Genomic DNA, 18,778 nt, shown 5'->3' on the forward strand with positions numbered 1-18,778 from the left:
GATGAAGAGAAGATAGAAAGGAACCAATGGAATGGAAATGGCACCATTGGTCCTAACACTCCCAACCACAGGTTGCCAATCGATGGACAGTTTCAGCGGGCTCGAATCTTTCGTGCGGGCGGCGGACCAGCTCAGCTTTGCCAAGGCCGGCCGCCTGCTCGGCATTTCGGCCTCGGCGGTGGGCAAGAACGTGGCGCGGCTCGAACAGCAGCTCGGCGTGCGGCTCTTCAACCGCACCACGCGCCACACGCGGCTCACCCAGGAAGGCGTGCTGTTCCACGAGCGCTGCCGGCGCATCCTCGACGAACTGGACGACGCGCGGGCCATGATGCAGGACGCCGTCGCCGCGCCGCGCGGCCGGCTGCGCGTGAGCCTGCCGACCATCGGCTATCGCTTCCTGCTGCCGATCCTGCCGGAGTTCAAGGCCACCTACCCCGAGATCGAACTCGACCTCGACTTCAACGACCGGCTGGTCGACGTGATCGCCGAGGACGTCGACGTCGCCATCCGCAGCGGCGAACTGGTCGATTCGCAGCTGGTGGCGCGGCGTCTGGGGCCGTTCCAGTTCGTGCTGGTCGCCTCACCCGCGTACCTGGCGCGTCACGGCGAGCCGCGCGTGCCGGCCGAGCTCGCGCAGCATGCATGCCTGCGCTACAAGTTCGTCACCGGCGGAAAGATCGAGGAATGGGACCTGCCCGGCCTGCCCGAGCAACTGCCCGCCGCCCTGCTGTGCAACAACATGGAAGCCATGCTCGGCGCGGCCGTCGCCGGGCTGGGCGTGGCCTACATGCCTGACTTCCTCGCGCGCGACTCGCTGGGGCGCGGCGAGCTGCGCTGCGTGCTGGCCGGACACGTCGCGCGGCAGGGCCAGTTCTCGGCGCTGTGGCCGTCGAGCCGGCAGCTGTCGCCGAAGGTGCGGGCGTTCGTGGACTTCGCGAGCGCGCGGATGTTTCAGACCGAATTCAGACCATAATCAGTCCGACAACCGATTCCCCCAGGGTGAACGCATGAATTTCTCCACGCAGGTCAAGCCCATCAGCTATCTCAAGAGCCACGCCGCAGACATCGTGAAGACGCTTGCAGAGACCCGTGAACCGCTGGTCATCACGCAGAACGGCGAAGCCAAGCTCGTGGTGATGGACGTCCAGTCTTACGAGGAACACGAAGCCACGCTCGCGCTGCTCAAGGTTCTTGCGCTCGGCAATCGTGAAATCGAACAGGGCCACTTCCGCTCCGCCACGGATGTGTTCGCCGACCTGGACAAAGAAGACGGTCAATGAATGTCGTGTTCCTGCGGTCTGCAGAAGCCGACCTGAAGGACCTGCGCCGCTACATCATCAAGAACTTCGGCCCCGCGGCCTGGGCCGGCAGCTACGGAAAGATCAAGGAAACCGTGGCGATGATCGAAGCACACCCTCATTCAGGACGGGTTCCCGATGAGCTCGAGAACCTGAACACGGCCCAGTACCGCCAGCTCATTTCGGGCATGAATCGGGTCATCTACGAAGTACGGGCGGACACCGCCTACATCCACCTCGTCTGCGACACGCGCAGAGACCTCAAAGGCCTGCTCATGCGGCGCATGGTCGGTGCCGCATGAGCCGGGTGGTTCGCCGGCGCGGGTCTCAGGCGGCTTGAGTCAGTTCGCTGTCCGCCGGTTCGGCGACAGCGCCGACAGGTGCCGGCTCCACGGCGGCCTCGGCTGCAACTGCAGGTGCCGCCGCAACAGCCACCACCGCATCCACGGGCTTGGCCACCTTGGCAGGCTTGGTCACCTCCCCGGTCGCAGCCTTCGCAGCCACCAGCTTCACAGCCTCCACCTTCACCGGTTCGCTCGCCATGCGGCTCAGCGCCAGCGCGGCCTTCAGCGGGAACAGCGTGCGCTCGTCGCCCTCGGCGGCGTTGCTCACCGTGGTGCCGCTGGTCTCGTCCAGGCTGGCCGTGCGCACGGCGTCGAGCCGGTGCACGGGCACCATGAACGGTGAATGCGTGGTGTAGATGATCTGGTTGCCGAAGTCTTTCTCGAAGTGCGCCAGCAGGTCGGCCTGCGAATGGGCGTGCAGGTGCAGGCCGGGTTCGTCCAGCAGCAGGATGGCGTCTTGCGCGCGGCCGCCCTGGGTGTCGGCGAAGAAGGCGATGTAGAACGAGAAGAACCACTGGAAGCCGCGGCTGCGCTCCTCCAGGTTCACCTCGACCTCGTAGGCGCCGTTCGGGTCGGACACCAGCGTGTCGAGGTACTGGCCGTCGAGGTTGAAGCGCACCTTCAGCGGGCGGTCTTTCCAGAGCCGGCGGATCTCGGCCGTCACCACCGAGCCGGCGCGGTTGGCGAGCTGGTTGCGCGTGGCCTGGTCGTTCCTGTCGAGCAGTTCCTGCAGCTTGCGCGGATCGAGCCCCGCCACCTTGCACAGCTTGCCGAAGCTCTGCTGCTCCGGCGTGAGCTGGCCCCAGCCCTCGCGGCCCAGGTATTCGGCGATGTTCTGGCGGCCCGGCAGCGCCGGGTATTCGTCCACGTACACGAAGCGCGGCAGCTTCTCCAGCACCCAGGCGCGGGCGCGGGCCAGCGCGGGCTCGTCGTTGGCAATGGCGCGTGCCATGTCTTCCAGCTCGGCGAGCATCTGGTCCTGCTTGTCGCTGAGCTCGGCGTCGGCCGCGGCCAGTGCCTTGCGCAGCGCCTGCATGGCCTTCACCGCGCCTTCCGACCACTTGACGTAGTCGGGGTTCATGATCATCGCGGCGTCGAAGGTGTCGGACTCCTGCTCGAGCAGGGCGCGCTGTTCTTCGGACACCTTCTCGGCGGCGGCCTTGACCGCCGGCACGATCTTGCGGACCTTGGCCTTGATGTCGCCGACATCGAGCGACAGCGCGTTCAGGCCTTCGAGCCCGGCCCAGCGCACGGCGGCATAGCCGCGGCCGGCGGTGACGTGGCGCACGCCCGCGGCGCGCGGCAGGATTTCGGCCAGGGCGGCCTGCTCGCTCTCGTCGAGCGCCCAGCGGGTGGAGACCACGGGTGTGTCGCCGCTGCACTCCTCCAAGCGGCGATGCCGCGGAAAGTCCTTGATGGGGCTGAGTTCGACCAGGCCGTCGGCCGGGTTCAGGCTGTGGAGCGCACGCAGCAGATTCGATTTGCCGCTGTCATTTCGACCGAGGATCGCCGTGATCTGCGTGGAGTCGATGGAACCGCTGTCGTTGATCGAGCGAAAGTTGGTGATCTGGAATGACGCCAAGCGCATGTAAGGGGGTTCACTTCGGAATTGAATACGGGGCCGGGGAATGTATTGCATTCCCCGGCCCCGTCCGGCCCCCTGCCGAAGAAAAAGATTGCTACTCGGCCGCGCGGCGCAGGGTGTCCACCACCGGGCGGCGCAGCACGTCGCGCAGGCCCCACCATCCCGCGCCCAGCGCCAGCACCGCGCCCGCCAGCGCGCCCGCGAGCGGAACCACCGGCGAGGCGGTCCAGCTGAACTCGAACACGTAGCGCGCCAGCGCCCAGCCGATCACCGAGGCCACGATGCTCGCGAGAAAACCCGCGAGCAGCCCGACGCCCGCCAGCTCGGCGCGCTGCACCTGGCGCAGCAGGCTGGCGCGCGCGCCCACCGCGCGCATCACCGCGAACTCGCGCGCACGCTCCTCGCGCGTGGCCGTCACGGCCGCGAACAGCACCACCAGCCCGGCCGCCAGCGTGAAGCCAAACAGGAACTCGACCGCGCGGATCACCTGGTCGAGCACGCGCTGCACCTGGTTGATGGTGGCGCTCATGTCGACGTTGGTCACGTTGGGGTAGCTGCGCACCAGCGCGTTGTCGAAGCCGCGCGTCTCGGGCGCGCGGAAGGCGCCCATGTAGGTGGTGGGCACGTCGGCCAGCGAGGCCACCGTGTACATCACGAAGAAGTTGGCATGCAGCGAGCCCCAGTCGACCTTGCGCAGCGAGGTGATGCGCGCGTCGTTCTGCATGCCGCCGATGTCGAAGCGCAGCGTGTCGCCCAGCTTCAGGCCGAGCGTCTCGGCCAGGCCCTCTTCCACGCTCACCTCGTTCTTCGCGCCGGGCGTCCACTTGCCGGCGGTGATGCTGTTGTGCGCGGGCGCCTCCGCGCTGTTGCTGAGGTTGAACTCGCGGTCGACGAGGCGCTTGGCGCGGTCTTCGGCGTAGTCGTCGGGCGTGACCGGCTTGTCGTTGATGGCCACGAGGCGGCCGCGGATCATCGGGTACCAGTCGAACTTGCTCACGCCCGCGTCGCGCAGCGACTTCTGGAAGGCCTCGCTCTGGTCGGGCATGACGTTGATGACGAAGCGGTTGGGCGCGTCCGGCGGCGTGGCCTGGCGCCAGCTCGCCACCAGGTCGGTGCGCAGCAGCACCAGCAGCACCAGTGCCAGCAGGCCCACGGCCAGCGCGCTGACCTGCACCACCGCATAGGCCGGCCGCGCCGAAATCTGCCGCGTGGCCAGCACCAGCCAGCGCGGCGCGGTGGTTTCATTCACGCTGCGGCGCAGCACCTTCACCGCGAGCCAGCTCAGCAGCGCGAACACCGCCACCGCGCCCGCGAAGCCGCCGACGGCGATCAGGCCCAGCTTGATATCGCTGCTGGCCGCCATGAGCAGCGCCGCGAAGCCGGCCACGCCCACGCCCAGCACCGCCAGCGAGGCCGGCTTGAGCCCGCCCACGTCGCGCCGGATCACGCGCAGCGGCGGCACGCGGGCCAGCTGCAGCACCGGCGGCAGGCCGAAGGCGAACAGCAGCGTGAGCCCCATGCCCAGGCCGAAGGCCACGGGCCACAGCGTGGCGGCCGGCAGCGCGGTCTCGACCAGGCCCGACAGCAGCAGCACGAACACGTAGTGCACCGCGAAGCCGATGGCCACGCCCAGTCCGCTGGCAACCACGCCGATCACCGCGAACTCGAAGGTATAGGCCGCGGCGATGGTGCGCTGGCTCTGGCCCAGCACCCGCAGCATGGCGCAGTCGTCGAGGTGGCTGGCGGCGAATCCGCGCGCGGCCAGCGCCACGGCCACGGCCGACAGCAGCGCCGCGAGCAGCGCGACCAGGCTCAGGAATTTCTCAGCGCGGTCGAGTGTCTGGCGCATTTCGGGCCGGCCGCTCTCGAAGGAATCGAGCCGCACGCCGCGCAGTTCGCCCTTCTTCAGCGTGGCGTCGGCCCAGTCGGTGAAGCGCTTGACGGCCGCGTCGTCGCCCGCCACGGCATAGCGATAGCCCACGCGGCTGGCCGGCTGCACGAGCGCGGTGCGCGCCACGTCGGCCTGGTTGAGCATGACGCGCGGAGAAAAGCTCATGAAGCCGGCGCCGCGGTCGGGCTCCAGCGTGATGACGCGGCCCACGCGAAGGCCGGCGTCGCCCAGCAGCAGGGTGTCGCCGATCTTCAGGCCCAGCGAGTCGAGCAGCGAGGCATCGACCCAGACTTCGCCCGGCGGCGGGATGTCGCGGGTGGCGGCGCCCGGGCCGTCCAGCGTGGCCGATGTCTGCAGGCTGCCGCGCAGCGGGTAGCCCGCCGTCACCGCCTTCAGCGCCACCAGCTTGCTGGCGCCGCCCTGTGCGTCTTCGGCCCGGGCCATGGTGGGGAAGCCGTAGGTGCCGGTGCCCTCCAGGCCCAGCGACCTGGCCTGCGCCACGAAGGCCTCGGGCGTCGGGTTGTCGCTGACCACCACGGCGTCGCCGCCCAGCAGCTGGCGCGCATCGCGCTGCAGCCCGCCCTGCAGGCGGTCGGCGAAGAAGCCGACGGCCGTGAGCGCGGCCACGGCCAGCAGCACGGCGACGATCAACAGGCGCAGCTCGCCGGCGCGCAGGTCGCGCCAGAGCGTGCGCCAACCCAGGCGGAGGGAGGCATTCATGGCCGCGACGATAGCCCAGAGGCCCCCGCACGGCCGGATTCAAGGGTTATTGCCGGTTTCGGCCTACTTGCCCGCGTCTTTGCGCTGTCGCATGATGTGACAAACACCCCACCGCGCCGATCAGGCATTTATTGCGGGTCGCGGCGGGTGAAATAAAAACATTCCACTATCTGGCCGTCCTTTCCCCCGAAGGAGTGTCAATGCTGCAATGTCAGCGCCTGCAAACCCTGGGCCTGTGCCTGGCCCTCGGCATGCTGTTGAGTGCCTGCGATCCCAAGCCTTCGGCCACCCCCGCCGCGCCGTCTGCCGGTGCCTCGGGTACTTCCGGCGCGAGCCCGAGCGGCATCAAGCCCGCCGATTCCGGCGACAAGGTCGAAGAGTCCGCCGCCCACAAGGGACCGTCCGAAGGCGGCTCGGCCATCGGCGGCATGAGCGGCCCGAACGGCGGCGGCACTTCCGGCGGCGCGGCACCCGCGCCGAGCGGCGGCGACGGCTCCGCGCCCAAGTAGCGCGGCCGGCCCGAAACAGATTTCCCACGCAAAGCAAAGAAGAAGAGCCCACGATGAAACACCCCACTTCAGCGAGGCAGGAGGTCGTGTCATGGACATGAACCGCCGCCAATTCTTCCGCGTGAGCAGCGCGGGGCTGGTCGGCTCCAGCATCGTGGCGCTCGGCTTCTCGCCGACCGCCGCGCTGGCCGAGGCCCGCAACTTCAAGCTCGCGCGCACCACCGAGACCCGCAACACCTGCCCGTACTGCTCGGTGGGATGCGGGCTCATCATGTACAGCCTGGGCGACAAGGCGAAGAACGTGGTGTCCGACATCCTCCACATCGAGGGCGATGCCGACCACCCCGTGAACCGCGGCACGCTCTGCCCCAAGGGCGCTGGCCTGCTCGACTTCGTGCACAGCCCCAACCGCCTGAAGTACCCCGAGGTGCGCGAGGCCGGCAGCACCGAGTGGAAGCGCATCGGCTGGGACGACGCGCTCGACCGCATCGCCAGGCTGCTGAAGGCCGACCGCGACGCCAACTTCCAGACCACCAACGCCGACGGCAAGACCGTGAACCGCTGGACCAGCAGCGGCATGCTCTGCGCTTCGGCATCGTCCAACGAAACCGGGTACATCACGCACAAGGCATTCCGCTCGACCGGAATGCTGGTGTTCGACAACCAGGCACGCGTCTGACACGGACCCACGGTGGCCAGTCTGGCCCCGACGTTCGGCAGAGGCGCGATGACCAACCACTGGCAGGACATCCAGAACGCGGATGTCGTGCTGATCATGGGCGGCAACGCGGCGGAGGCGCATCCGTGCGGCTTCAAATGGGTCATCGAGGCCAAGAAGCAGAACAAGGCGCGCCTGGTCGTGGTCGACCCGCGCTTCACGCGCTCGGCCGCCATGGCCGACTACTACGCCCCGGTGCGCGCGGGCTCGGACATCGCGTTCCTCTCGGGGGTCATCAACTACCTGCTGAGCAACGAGAAGATCCAGACGGAGTACGTGCGCAACTACACCAACGCGCCGTTCATCGTCGGGCCCGACTACAAGTTCGAGGACGGCATCTTCAGCGGCTACAACGCCGAGAAGCGCAACTACGACCCCAAGTCGTGGAACTACGCGCTCGACGATCAGGGCATGGCCAGGGTCGACATGACCATGCAGGACCCGCAGTGCGTGCTGCAGGTCATGAAGCGGCACTATTCGCGCTACACGCCGGAGATGGTGAGCCGCATCACCGGCACGCCGCAGGACAAGTTCCTGAAGGTGTGCGAGTACATCGCGAGCACCAGCACGTCCACGCGCACCATGACCATCATGTATGCGCTGGGCTGGACGCAGCACAGCCAGGGCTCGCAGATGATCCGCACCGGCGCCATCGTGCAGCTGCTGCTGGGCAACATCGGCGTGGCGGGCGGTGGCATGAACGCGCTGCGCGGACACAGCAACATCCAGGGCCTGACCGACCTGGGGCTGCTGTCGAACTCGCTGCCGGGCTACATGTCGCTCGCGCGTGACAGCGAGCAGACGCTGGAGGACTACTACAAGACCCGCGCGCTGAAGCCGCTGCGGCCCAACCAGATGAGCTACTGGCAGAACTACCCGAAGTTCTTCGTCAGCATGCAGAAGTCGTGGTGGGGCGACGCGGCCACGGCCGACAACGAGTGGGGCTTCCACTACCTGCCCAAGATCGACAAGCTCTACGACGTGCTGCAGGCCTTCGAGCTCATGAACCAGGGCAAGCTCAACGGCTACATCTGCCAGGGCTTCAACCCGGTGGGCTCGTTCCCGGACAAGAAGAAGATCGTCGACGGGCTCTCCAAGCTCAAGTTCCTCGTCACCATCGATCCGCTGGTGACGGAGACCAGCGAGTTCTGGCGCAACTTCGGCGAGTTCAACGACGTCAAGACCACCGACATCCAGACCACGGTGTTCCGCCTGCCTTCCACCTGCTTCGCGGAGGAAGACGGCTCGCTCACCAACTCCAGCCGCTGGCTGCAGTGGCACTGGAAGGGCGCGGAGCCGCCGGGCGAGGCCAAGGGCGACATCGAGATCGTGGCGGGCATCTTCAACCGCATGCGCCAGGCCTACATCAAGGACGGCGGCGCCTTCCCCGACCCGATCGTCAAGCTGACCTGGCCCTACAAGATTCCGCACTCGCCTTCCGCGCAGGAACTGGCGATGGAATACAACGGCCGCGCGCTGGTCGACCTGGTCGATCCGAAGGACCCGAGCAAGCCGCCGACAGCCAAGGCGGGCGAACAGCTCTCCGGCTTCGGCCTCTTGCGCGACGACGGCACCACCGCCAGCGGCTGCTGGATCTACAGCGGCGCCTGGACGCAGGCCGGCAACCAGATGGCGAGGCGCGACAACGCCGACCCGTACGGCATCGGCATGGTGCAGAACTGGGCGTGGGCCTGGCCCGCGAACCGGCGCATCCTCTACAACGGCGCCTCCACCGATCCCACCACCGGCAAGCCGTGGATCGCCAAACGCAGCCTCATCGCGTGGAACGGCAAGCAGTGGACCGGCTCGGACATTCCCGACATCCGGCCCGACGCCAACCCGATGGAAGCCGACGCGGTGCGCCCGTTCATCATGACGGCCGAGGGCGTGGCGCGGCTGTTCGCGCCCACGGGCATGGCCGAAGGGCCGCTGCCGGAGCACTACGAGCCCTTCGAGTCGCCGCTGGTCAACAACCTGATGCACCCGAACAACGAGAAGGCGCGCGCCAACCCCGCGGCACGCATCTTCAAGGGCGACCTCGAGCGGCTCGGCGTGCCGAAGGACTTCCCGTACGTGGCAACCAGCTACCGGCTCACCGAGCACTTCCACTACTGGACCAAGAACGTGCGCACCTCGGCCATCATCCAGCCGCAGCAGTTCGTCGAGATCGGCGAAGAGCTGGCAAAGGAAAAGGGCATCGGCCACGGCGACATGGTGAAGGTGTCGAGCAAGCGCGGCTTCATCAAGGCGGTGGCCGTGGTGACCAAGCGCATCGTCGGGCTGCAGGTCGATGGCCGCACGGTGCACACGGTGGGGCTGCCGAACCACTGGGGCTTCGTCGGCGTGGCCAAGCCGGGGTATCTGGTGAACACGCTCACGCCTTTCGTCGGCGATGCGAACACGCAGACGCCGGAGTACAAGTCGTTCACCGTGAACATCGAGAAGGCGTGACATGAAGAAGCACGTACTCGACGACTTTCTCCCTGCCCTTCCGGGGGAGCGCAGGGGTGGGGGCACAGCGGCCTCATCTCATGCGCGGCGCCTGTCCGAAGGCCTGCCCCCATCCCAGCCTTCCCCCGGAAGGGGAAGGAGCAATACAGAAGACCGGAGCCACTGATGTCCTCCCTTCAAACCCTGGACATCGCCGCCCGCTCGGCCACGACCACGCCTTCGCCCGAGATCCGCAGCCGCCCGCAGGTGCAGCAGGTGGCGAAGCTGATCGACGTGTCGACCTGCATCGGCTGCAAGGCCTGCCAGGTCGCGTGCATGCAGTGGAACGATCTGCGCGACGAGGTCGGCACCAACCACGGCACCTACGACAACCCGGTCGACCTCACCCCGTCTTCCTGGACGGTGATGAAGTTCTCCGAGGTCGAGCCCGAGGCCGGCAAGCTCGAATGGCTGATCCGCAAGGACGGCTGCATGCACTGCGACGACCCCGGCTGCCTGAAGTCGTGTCCCTCGCCGGGCGCCATCGTCAAGTACGCCAACGGCATCGTCGACTTCATCAGCGAGCATTGCGTGGGCTGCGGCAACTGCGTCACCGGTTGCCCGTTCGACGTGCCGCGCATCAGCAAGGTCGACAACAAGGCCTACAAGTGCTCGCTGTGCTCCGACCGCGTGGGCGTGGGCCTGGAGCCCGCCTGCGTGAAGGCCTGCCCCACCGGCGCGCTGCATTTCGGCGCCAAGGAAGACATGCACGAATACGCCTCGGAGCGCATCGTCGACCTGAAGGAGCGCGGCTTCGCCAACGCCGGCGTGTACGACCCGGCCGGCGTGGGCGGCACGCACGTGATGTACGTGCTGCAGCACGCCGACCGCCCCGGCCTGTACGCCGACCTGCCGAAAGACCCGCACATCAGCCCGCTGGTGTCGCTGTGGAAGGGCGTGGCCAAGCCGCTCGCGATGGTGGCCATGATCGGCGCGGTGGTCGGCAGCTTCTTCCACTACATGAAGACCGGCCCCATCGAGCCCAAGGACGACCACCCCGATGCCGACCGCGACGGCCACCCGGACGACGTGGTGGTGATCGAAGAGCCGCCACGGACACCGCCGCCAACCGCGCCCCGTGCATGAGGAGATTGCGATGACACGCTACTACCTTCGCCGCTACCGAGACGCCACGCGCATGAACCACTGGTTCGTCGCGATCATGTTCTTCGCGGCCGCGCTCTCGGGCCTGGCCTTCTTCCACCCTGCCCTGTTCTTCCTGACCAACCTGTTCGGCGGCGGCCCGTGGACGCGCATCCTGCATCCGTTCATGGGGCTGCTGATGGTGCTGGGCTTCGTGTTCCTGTTCTTCACGATGTGGCGCGAGAACATCCTCGACAAGGGAGACCGCGAATGGATCGCCAACGCGCCGAAGATGCTCAAGGGCGACAAGTCGGGCATGCCGCCGGTGGGCAAGTACAACGCCGGGCAGAAGCTGGTGTTCTGGGCCTTCGGCGCCAGCCTGCTGCTGTTGCTGGTGACGGGCTTCATGTTCTGGAGCCCGTGGTTCGTCGGCTTCTTCCCGATATTGCTGCGGCGCATCGCGGTGGTGGTGCATGCGGTGTCGGCGGTGGTGCTGATTCTTTCGGTCATCACGCACATCTATGCGGCCATCTGGGTCAAGGGCACGCTGCGCGCCATGACGCGCGGCACCGTGACCGAGGGATGGGCCAAGCTCAACCACCCACTCTGGCATCGCAAAATGACGCGAGGTGAGTGATACTGATCCGATGACGAGTTCAACCGGCACCCCGCCGCCGATCCGGACCACGCGCGTTCTCGATCCCGAGCAGATTGCAATGCAGGCCGGGCGGCAGATGCCGTTCCTGCGCCTCCCGGTGCGCTCCCTCGCGTTCTCCGACCGGCAGCTTCGACTGCGCCAGCTCGCGGCTTCGCATCCGATGCGCGAGTACCTGATCTTCATTGCCGACCTCGCTCAGGCGCAGCACCAGGTGCTGCAGGACTATGCGCCCGTCGCGCTGCCCGAATCCGACGCGCTCGAAGCCGCCGCCAAGGTGCTGAAGCCGCCGATGCCCGCCTTCGGATGGACGCGCGACCCGGTGTGGCTGCAGGAGCTTCGCCGCCTGCTCGGCCTCTTCCGCGCCCGGCTGCCCGAAGGCCCGGCGCGCGACACGCTCGACCGCGTTGCTGCGGCCGACGACGCATGGATCGACCAGCAGGCCGACCGCCTCTCGCGCCGCATCATGTTCGGGCTCGACCTCGCGGCCGCGCCGCTGATCGCCGCCGGGCTGCAGGCCTACTGGACGCAGCTCGTGCTGCAGGTGGCCGGCCGCGAAGGCGAGAACATCTTCGGCCGCACCGACCCCGGCAACGAATGCCCCTGCTGCGGCAGCGCACCCACCGTGAGCATCACGCGCATCGGCGCGGACGAAGCGGGCTTCAGGTATCTGCACTGCTCGCTGTGCAGCACCGAGTGGCACTACGTGCGCATCAAGTGCACGCATTGCGAAAGCACCAAGGGCATCCATTTCGAATCGCTGTCGCCGCAGCCCGGCGTGGAACTGCCGGCCACCGGCGCGCGCGAAGGCGCGGTCAAGGCCGAGTGCTGCGACACGTGCGGCCACTATCTCAAGCAGGTCGCGATGGAGAAAGACCCCGAGGTCGAGCCCGTCGCGGACGACCTCGCCAGCGTCACGCTCGACCTGCTCGTCTCCGAAGCCGGCCACCAGCGCAGCGGCCACAACCTGATGCTGCTGTTCGGCGAGCCAGAGATCCCCGACGACGGCGGAGGCGGCTGATGGCAGCGCCGAAAGAGTCCGTGGTCCACGGCTCGACGGCAAGGCCCCAGGATCTGCCTTCTGTCGATCAACTGCTGCGCCTCGCCGTGCCGGGCGCGTTGCTGGCCGAGCACGGCCGCACGCTGGTGGTGAAGGAAGCGCGCGCGCTGCTCGAGGGGCTTCGCGCGCGGGCCGTGGCGGGCAAGCTGGCGGCTACCGACATCGAGCAAGAGGCGCTAGGCAACGCACTCGCCGCGCGCGTCCGCGCCCGCCTCGCGCCGCGCATGCGCGCGGTGCTGAACCTCACCGGCACCGTCATCCACACCAACCTCGGCCGCGCGCTGCTGGCCGACGCGGCGCTGCAGCGGCTGCTTGCGGTGATGACATCGCCCAACAACCTCGAGTACGACCTCGCCACCGGCAGCCGCGGCGACCGCGACTCGCTGGTCGAAGAACTGCTTTGCAGCATCACCGGCGCCGAGGCCGCCACGGTGGTCAACAACAACGCGGCCGCCGTGCTGCTGACCATCGCGGCCTTGGCGCGCGAGCGCGAGGTGATCGTCTCGCGCGGCGAACTGGTGGAAATCGGCGGCGCCTTCCGCATGCCCGACGTGATGGCCAGCGCGGGCGCGCGCATGGTCGAGGTCGGCACCACCAACCGCACGCATCCACAGGACTACGAACGCGCCTTCAACGAGCACACCGCGCTCGTGATGAAGGTGCACACCAGCAACTACGCCGTGCAGGGCTTCACTGCCGCGGTCGACGAAGCCACGCTCGCCGGCATCGCGCACGCGCGCGGCGTGCCGCTGGCCACCGACCTGGGCAGCGGCTCGCTGATCGACCTGGCCCACTACGGCCTGCCGCGCGAGCCGCTGCCGCAGGAGATGCTTGCGGCCGGCTGCGACGTGGTCACCTTCTCGGGCGACAAGCTGCTGGGCGGTCCGCAGGCCGGGCTCATCGTCGGCAGCAGGGAGGCCGTCGGCCGCATCCGCAAGTTCCCGATGAAGCGCGCGCTGCGCATGAGCAAGCTGCCGCTGGCGGCGCTGGAAGCCACGCTGTCGCTGTACCTGCGGCCCGAGCGCCTCGCGCAAGACCTGCCGACGCTGCGGCTGCTCACGCGGCCCGCGGATGCGATCCGCGAAATGGCCGAGCGCTTGAAGGCACCGGTGCAAGCGGCCGTGTCGCCGCGCTTCACCGTCGAGGTCGTTCCGCTGCTCGGGCAGATCGGCTCGGGCTCGCTGCCGGTCGAGCGGCTGCCCTCGGCCGGGCTCGCGCTCGCGCCGGCCGGCACGTCGAAGAAGGGCACGGGCACCGCGCTCGATGCCCTCGCCACCGCGCTGCGCGGCCTGCCCCTGCCGGTGATCGGCCGCATCGCCGAAGACCGACTGCTGCTCGACCTGCGCTGCCTGGAGGACAGCGCCGAATTCGTCGCGCAATTGGCGCTGCTGCGCGAGCGACTGCAATGATCATCGGCACCGCAGGCCACATCGACCACGGCAAGACCACGCTGGTGCGCGCGCTCACCGGCGTCGACACCGACCGGCTGCCCGAGGAAAAACGGCGCGGCATCTCCATCGAGCTCGGCTATGCCTACCTGCATGCGCCCGACGGCGTGTCGCTGGGCTTCGTCGACGTGCCCGGCCACGAACGCCTGCTGCACACCATGCTGGCCGGCGCCACCGGCATCGACCACGCACTGCTGGTGGTGGCGGCCGACGACGGCGTGATGCCGCAGACGCGCGAGCACCTGGCGGTGGTGGCGCTGCTGGGCGTGCGCGAGGCGACGGTGGCCATCACCAAGATCGACCGCATCGACGAGGCCATGCGCGATGCGCGGCTGGCCGAGGTGCGCTCGGACATCGCCGCGCTGCTGGCGCCCACGCCGCTCGCGGGCGCGCCGATGCTCGCGGTGTCGGCGACCACAGGCGACGGCGTCGATGCGCTGCGCGAACGCCTGCTCGACGTGGCGCGCAGGGAGCATGGGCGCGAAGACGGCCTGGCGTTTCGCCTCGCGGTCGATCGGGCTTTCACGCTCTCGGGCGTGGGCACGGTCGTCACCGGCACGGTCTTCAGCGGCACGGTGCGCATCGGCGACGAGCTGCGCGTGGTGCCCGGCGACCGCACGGTGCGCGTGCGCGGCATCCATGCGCAGAACCAGAAGGCCGAATCGGCGCATGCGGGGCAGCGCTGCGCGCTGGCGCTGGCCGGGGCCACCAAGGACGAGATGCATCGCGGCGACTGGGTCTGCACGCCCGCCATCGCGCTTGCCACGGACCGCATCGACGTGCTGCTCACGTTGTGGCCCGACGAGGCCAAGCCGCTGCGCTCAGGCACCACGGTGCACGCGCACCTCGGGGCGAGCGACGTGATGGCTTCGCTCGCACTGCTCGACCGCGACGTGCTCGCGCCCGGCGAAACCGCCCTGGCGCAGTTGGTGACGAAGGAAAGCGTCGGCGCGTGGCATGGCGACCGGGGCGTGCTGCGCGATGCCTCGGCCACGCGCACCATGGCCGGCGTGCGCGTGCTCGACCCGTTCGCGCCGGTGCGCTACCGCCGCACGCCCGAGCGGCTTCACACGCTGGCCGCCTGGACCATCGACGACCGGGCAGCGCGCGTGGCCGCGCTGCTGGACAACGCGCCGCTGGGCATCGACACCGCGCGGCTGGCGCGTGCGCTGTCGCTGCCCGGCGAAACCGCCCTGCCGCTGCCTGCGGATGCGGTGCGCATCGAGCACACGGCCATCGCGCAGCGGCACCTGGATGCGCTCGAGGCGCAGATCACCGGCCGGCTCGCGGACTTCCATCGCACGGCGCCCGATGAGGTCGGCCCCGATGCGCGCCGCCTCAAGCGGCTGGCCGCTCCACGCACGGACGATGCGCTGTGGCGCCATGCGCTCGACGCGCTGGCCGCACGCGGTGCGCTGGTGCGCAGCGGCACCTGGCTGCATCTGCCGGACCATGCGGCGCGTCTCGGTGAGGCCGAACAGAAGCTCGCGCAGAAGCTGCTGCCGCGGCTGGCCGATGGCGGCTTCGATCCGCCGTGGGTGCGCGATCTCGCGAAGGACTGCGCGGCGAGCGAGGCGATGGTGCGGCAGACGCTCGCGAGCCTCGCGCGCCGGGGCGAGGCCTTCCAGGTGGTGAAGGACTTGTACTATCCGCTGGCGACCGTCGAGCGGCTGGCTGCGATTGCGCGCGACTGCCTCGAAGGCCCGCAAGGGCTGCAGGCCGCGAGCTTCAGGGATGCGACGGGGTTGGGACGCAAGCGCGCGATCCAGCTGCTGGAGTTTTTCGACCGTGTGGGGCTGACGCGGCGCGTGAAAGATGCGCATCTGCTGCGGCCCGATACGTCGTTGTTCGGGGCAAGGCCTTGAACAGCGTTCATGGGAGGGGATCGTCCCTGGTGGGGCGGCCGGGCTTCAAACCCGGTTGGTGGCGCCAGTCGTCGCCGGGAAGGTTCGACTCCTTCCCCCTTCCGCCATTTTTTCTGTCTTGCTCCTTCCCCCGCTGGGGGAAGGCTGGGATGGGGGCAAGCGGCGGTGGGGTTAGCGCAGTGCTTCATCGAATGCCGCTTGCCCCCACCCCTGCCCTCCCCCGGAAGGGGAGGGAGAAATTCGGGGGGCTACGGCACCACGCGCAGCGAAGGCTCTCCCGCCTCGACACGGCCGATCACCGCCGCCTGCCCGAAGCCTTCGTCGCGGAAGATCTTCAGCACCGCATCGACCGCTTCCGGCGCGCAGCTCACGAGCAGGCCGCCCGAGGTCTGCGGGTCGCTCAGCAGGTTCTGCGCGGTGGGATGCAGGCCGGCGGCCAGCTCCACGTCGGCGCCGTAGCCGGCCCAGTTGCGCCCCGAGGCACCGGTGACCATGCCCTCGGCGGCCATCACCACCACGTTGTCGAGCAGCGGCACCTTCGACCACTCGATCACCGCCTTGAGCTTCGCGCCGCGCGCCAGTTCGAGCGTGTGGCCGGCCAGGCCGAAGCCGGTCACATCGGTCAGCGCATGCACGCCGTCGAGCGCCGCCAGGGCGATGCCGGGGGTGTTGAGCTTGGTCGTGTTCTCGATCAGCTGGCGGTAGCCGATGCCCGACAGCTGCTCCTTCTTGAGCGCCGCCGACAGCACGCCCACGCCCAGCGGCTTGCCCAGCACCAGCACGTCGCCGGCCTTCGCATCGGCGTTGCGGCGCACGCGGTCGGGGTGCACGAGGCCCATGGCGACGAGGCCGTAGATCGGCTCGACCGAATCGATGGTGTGGCCGCCGGCAATCGGGATGCCGGCGGCGCGGCACACGTCCTGCCCGCCGCGCACGATCTCGGCGATCACTTCCACCGGCAGCTGGTTGATCGGCATGGCGACGAGCGCCAGCGCCATGATCGGCCGGCCGCCCATCGCGTACACGTCGCTGATGGCGTTGGTGGCGGCGATGCGGCCGAACTCGTAGGGGTCGTCCACGATGGGCATGAAGAAGTCGGTGGTCGCGATCAGCGCCTGCTGGTCGTTGAGCCGGTAGACGGCCGCGTCGTCGGCGGTCTCGATGCCCACCATGAGCTCGGGCGGGATCATGCCGCCCGCGTGGTTCTTGAGAATCTGCGACAGCACGCCGGGCGCGATCTTGCAGCCGCAGCCGCCGCCATGCGAAAAACTCGTGAGGCGCAAAGGCGCGAGCGGGTTCATGAGCGTTGGGTTCATGCGGCGATTATCGAATCGCCCCGGCTTTCTACAATCCCGTCCCTTCCAAACCCGCACTTCACCGAGGCGCAACCATGAAAAAGAATCTCACCCGACTGACCCTGGCACTGGCCTTCTCCGTCGCAAGCCTCGGCGCCTTCGCCCAGGGCGTGCTGCGCGTGTCGGCCATTCCCGACGAGGCGCCCACCGAACTGCAGCGCAAGTTCACGCCGCTGGGCGACTACCTCAAGAAGGAAACCGGCATGGACGTGCAGTTCACGCCCGTGACCGACTACGCCGCGGTGGTCGAAGGCCTGGCCACCAACAAGATCGACCTGGCATGGCTGGGCGGCTTCACCTACGTGCAGGCGCGCATCCGCACCAACGGCGGCGCGGTGCCCATCGTGCAGCGCGCGGAAGACGAGGTGTTCACCAGCAAGTTCATCGTGCCGGTGGACAGCACCGCGAAGACGCTGGCCGACCTGAAGGGCAAGACCTTCGCGTTCGGCGCGCCCTCGTCCACCTCGGGCAGCCTGATGCCGCGCTACTTCCTGCTGCAGGCCGGCATCAACCCCGAGAAAGACTTCAAGACGGTCGCGTTCTCGGGCGCGCACGACGCCACGGTGGCCTTCGTGGCCGCGTCGCGCGCCGAAGCCGGCGTGCTCAACGCATCGGTGTGGGACAAGCTGGTCGAGGCCAAGAACCCCAACGCCGCCAAGGTGCGCGTGCTGGCGACCACGCCGACCTACTACGACTACAACTGGACGGTGCGCCCCGGCCTCGATCCGGCCATCACCAAAAAGCTGACCGACGCGTTCCTGAAGCTCGACCCGGCCAACCCGGCGCAGAAGGAAATCATGGCGCTGCAGCGTGCGAGCAAGTTCATTCCGACCAAGTCGTCGAACTACGACGGCATCGAGACGGCGGGCAAGTCGGCGGGCCTGATCAAGTGAGCCTGCGCGAATGAGTTTTTCGCTGGAAGGCGTGGGTGTCGTGCACCCCAACGGCCAGCGAGCGCTGGCCGGGGTGACGCTGGCCGCGCGCGACGGCGAGCGCATCGCCGTCATCGGGCCCTCGGGCGCCGGCAAGACCACGCTGCTGCGTGTGCTCGGCGCGGCGCTGCGGCCTACGGAAGGCGTGGTCGAGACCCTTGGCGCGAAGGCGTGGCAATTGCCGGCCGCGGCGCTGAAGAAGCTGCGTGCCCGCATCGGCACCGTGCACCAGGCGCCGCCCATCGCGCCGCGCCTGCGCGTGGTCACAGCCGTGCTCGCGGGCCGGCTCGGCGGGTGGTCGACGCTGCGCGCGCTGGGCTCGCTCTTCCATCCGTCGGACATTGCCGGCGCGCACGAAGTGCTGTCGCGCCTGTCGCTGGAAGACCGCCTGTTCGAGCGCTGCGACCGCCTCTCGGGCGGCCAGTTGCAGCGCGTGGGCATTGCGCGGGTGCTGTACCAGCGCCCGGCCCTGCTGCTGGCCGACGAGCCTGTATCCGCGCTCGACCCCACGCTGGCCGACGCCGCCATCGGCCAGCTCGTCGCGCAGAGCGAATCGACCGGGGCCACGCTGCTGGCCTCGCTGCATGCGGTGGACCTGGCGCTGCGCTGGTTTCCACGCATCGTCGGCATGCGCAACGGGCTGGTGATGTTCGACCTGCCCGCGGCGCAGGTGACGGCCGCGATGCTCGACGCGCTCTATGCGAGCGAAGGCGGCGTGGCGGTGCAGAAGTCGGCTCAGCCGGTCGCGGCCGAGGCTGCGTTCACTCGGCCGGACTGCCCTTGAACGCCGCTGCATCCGCCGCCGCCGTCCGACGCGACCCGCAA

At 68.8% G+C, this 18,778-nt stretch carries 15 protein-coding genes and 1 tRNA gene; 13 read left to right on the top strand and 3 right to left on the bottom strand.

Annotated elements, in window-relative coordinates:
* Positions 1-82 precede the first annotated feature (82 nt).
* From QRN67_RS17130 to QRN67_RS17140, 3 genes are read left to right on the top strand one after another with little or no spacing between them, the layout of a single operon-like run.
* Positions 83-973 carry a LysR family transcriptional regulator gene (locus QRN67_RS17130; RefSeq protein ID WP_285412796.1) on the top strand — a complete coding sequence of 297 codons (891 nt, stop codon included), beginning with the start codon at positions 83-85 and terminating at the stop codon, positions 971-973.
* A 34-nt stretch (positions 974-1,007) separates the two neighbouring features.
* Complete coding sequence (locus QRN67_RS17135; protein ID WP_081265938.1) at positions 1,008-1,280, top strand: type II toxin-antitoxin system Phd/YefM family antitoxin; 273 nt, start codon at positions 1,008-1,010, stop codon at positions 1,278-1,280.
* On the top strand, positions 1,277-1,600 hold the full coding sequence (locus QRN67_RS17140) for a type II toxin-antitoxin system RelE/ParE family toxin (protein WP_081265939.1): 324 nt from the start codon (positions 1,277-1,279) through the stop codon (positions 1,598-1,600). Before QRN67_RS17135 ends, QRN67_RS17140 begins: the two co-directional genes overlap by 4 nt.
* Before the next feature lie 25 nt (positions 1,601-1,625).
* Here the strand turns inward: QRN67_RS17140 and QRN67_RS17145 are convergent, their stop codons facing one another.
* Both QRN67_RS17145 and QRN67_RS17150 read right to left on the bottom strand, forming a co-directional pair.
* Complete coding sequence (locus tag QRN67_RS17145) at positions 1,626-3,230, bottom strand: AAA family ATPase (protein ID WP_285412797.1); 1,605 nt, start codon at positions 3,228-3,230, stop codon at positions 1,626-1,628.
* Positions 3,231-3,321: 91 nt separating this feature from the next.
* Positions 3,322-5,838 carry an ABC transporter permease gene (locus tag QRN67_RS17150; RefSeq protein WP_285412798.1) on the bottom strand — a complete coding sequence of 839 codons (2,517 nt, stop codon included), beginning with the start codon at positions 5,836-5,838 and terminating at the stop codon, positions 3,322-3,324.
* Between the two features lie 200 nt (positions 5,839-6,038).
* Here QRN67_RS17150 and QRN67_RS17155 point away from each other — a divergent pair, with 200 nt between their 5' ends.
* The 8 genes from QRN67_RS17155 (at position 6,039) to QRN67_RS17190 (ending at position 15,773) form a co-directional block, all read left to right on the top strand.
* Complete coding sequence (locus QRN67_RS17155) at positions 6,039-6,347, top strand: hypothetical protein (RefSeq protein WP_285412799.1); 309 nt, start codon at positions 6,039-6,041, stop codon at positions 6,345-6,347.
* 91 nt (positions 6,348-6,438) lie between these two features.
* The gene (gene fdnG / locus QRN67_RS17160) at positions 6,439-9,516 is read left to right on the top strand and encodes a formate dehydrogenase-N subunit alpha (protein ID WP_285412800.1); all 3,078 of its coding nucleotides are present in this window, start codon (positions 6,439-6,441) and stop codon (positions 9,514-9,516) included.
* Positions 9,517-9,681: 165 nt separating this feature from the next.
* The gene (fdxH, locus tag QRN67_RS17165; protein WP_285412801.1) at positions 9,682-10,641 is read left to right on the top strand and encodes a formate dehydrogenase subunit beta; all 960 of its coding nucleotides are present in this window, start codon (positions 9,682-9,684) and stop codon (positions 10,639-10,641) included.
* A gap of 10 nt (positions 10,642-10,651) precedes the next feature.
* Entirely contained in the window at positions 10,652-11,275 is a 624-nt protein-coding gene (locus QRN67_RS17170; protein ID WP_285412802.1) for a formate dehydrogenase subunit gamma, read from the top strand.
* A 10-nt stretch (positions 11,276-11,285) separates the two neighbouring features.
* On the top strand, positions 11,286-12,314 hold the full coding sequence (fdhE, locus tag QRN67_RS17175; protein ID WP_285412803.1) for a formate dehydrogenase accessory protein FdhE: 1,029 nt from the start codon (positions 11,286-11,288) through the stop codon (positions 12,312-12,314).
* Positions 12,314-13,762, top strand: coding sequence for an L-seryl-tRNA(Sec) selenium transferase (gene selA / locus QRN67_RS17180; RefSeq protein WP_285412804.1), 1,449 nt, complete (start codon positions 12,314-12,316; stop codon positions 13,760-13,762). The genes fdhE and selA overlap by 1 nt, the downstream gene beginning before the upstream one ends.
* Positions 13,759-15,666, top strand: a complete 1,908-nt coding sequence (gene selB / locus QRN67_RS17185) for a selenocysteine-specific translation elongation factor (RefSeq protein WP_285412805.1) — start codon at positions 13,759-13,761, stop codon at positions 15,664-15,666. The genes selA and selB overlap by 4 nt, the downstream gene beginning before the upstream one ends.
* 11 nt (positions 15,667-15,677) lie before the next feature.
* Positions 15,678-15,773: transfer RNA gene (locus QRN67_RS17190), tRNA-Sec, on the top strand.
* A gap of 141 nt (positions 15,774-15,914) precedes the next feature.
* Here QRN67_RS17190 and selD read toward each other — a convergent pair.
* Positions 15,915-16,982 carry a selenide, water dikinase SelD gene (gene selD, locus QRN67_RS17195; protein ID WP_285412806.1) on the bottom strand — a complete coding sequence of 356 codons (1,068 nt, stop codon included), beginning with the start codon at positions 16,980-16,982 and terminating at the stop codon, positions 15,915-15,917.
* A 74-nt stretch (positions 16,983-17,056) separates the two neighbouring features.
* On the opposite strand from selD, the gene QRN67_RS17200 reads away from it, so the two are divergent.
* Positions 17,057-17,914, top strand: coding sequence for a putative selenate ABC transporter substrate-binding protein (locus QRN67_RS17200; protein ID WP_106937080.1), 858 nt, complete (start codon positions 17,057-17,059; stop codon positions 17,912-17,914).
* 10 nt (positions 17,915-17,924) lie between these two features.
* A complete protein-coding gene (locus QRN67_RS17205; RefSeq protein WP_285412807.1) occupies positions 17,925-18,737 on the top strand; it encodes a phosphonate ABC transporter ATP-binding protein in 813 nt (270 codons plus the stop codon).
* Positions 18,738-18,778 lie beyond the last annotated feature (41 nt).

Origin of the sequence: Variovorax sp. efr-133-TYG-130, from assembly GCF_030208835.1 — a bacterium.
GTDB lineage: Bacteria > Pseudomonadota > Gammaproteobacteria > Burkholderiales > Burkholderiaceae_C > Variovorax.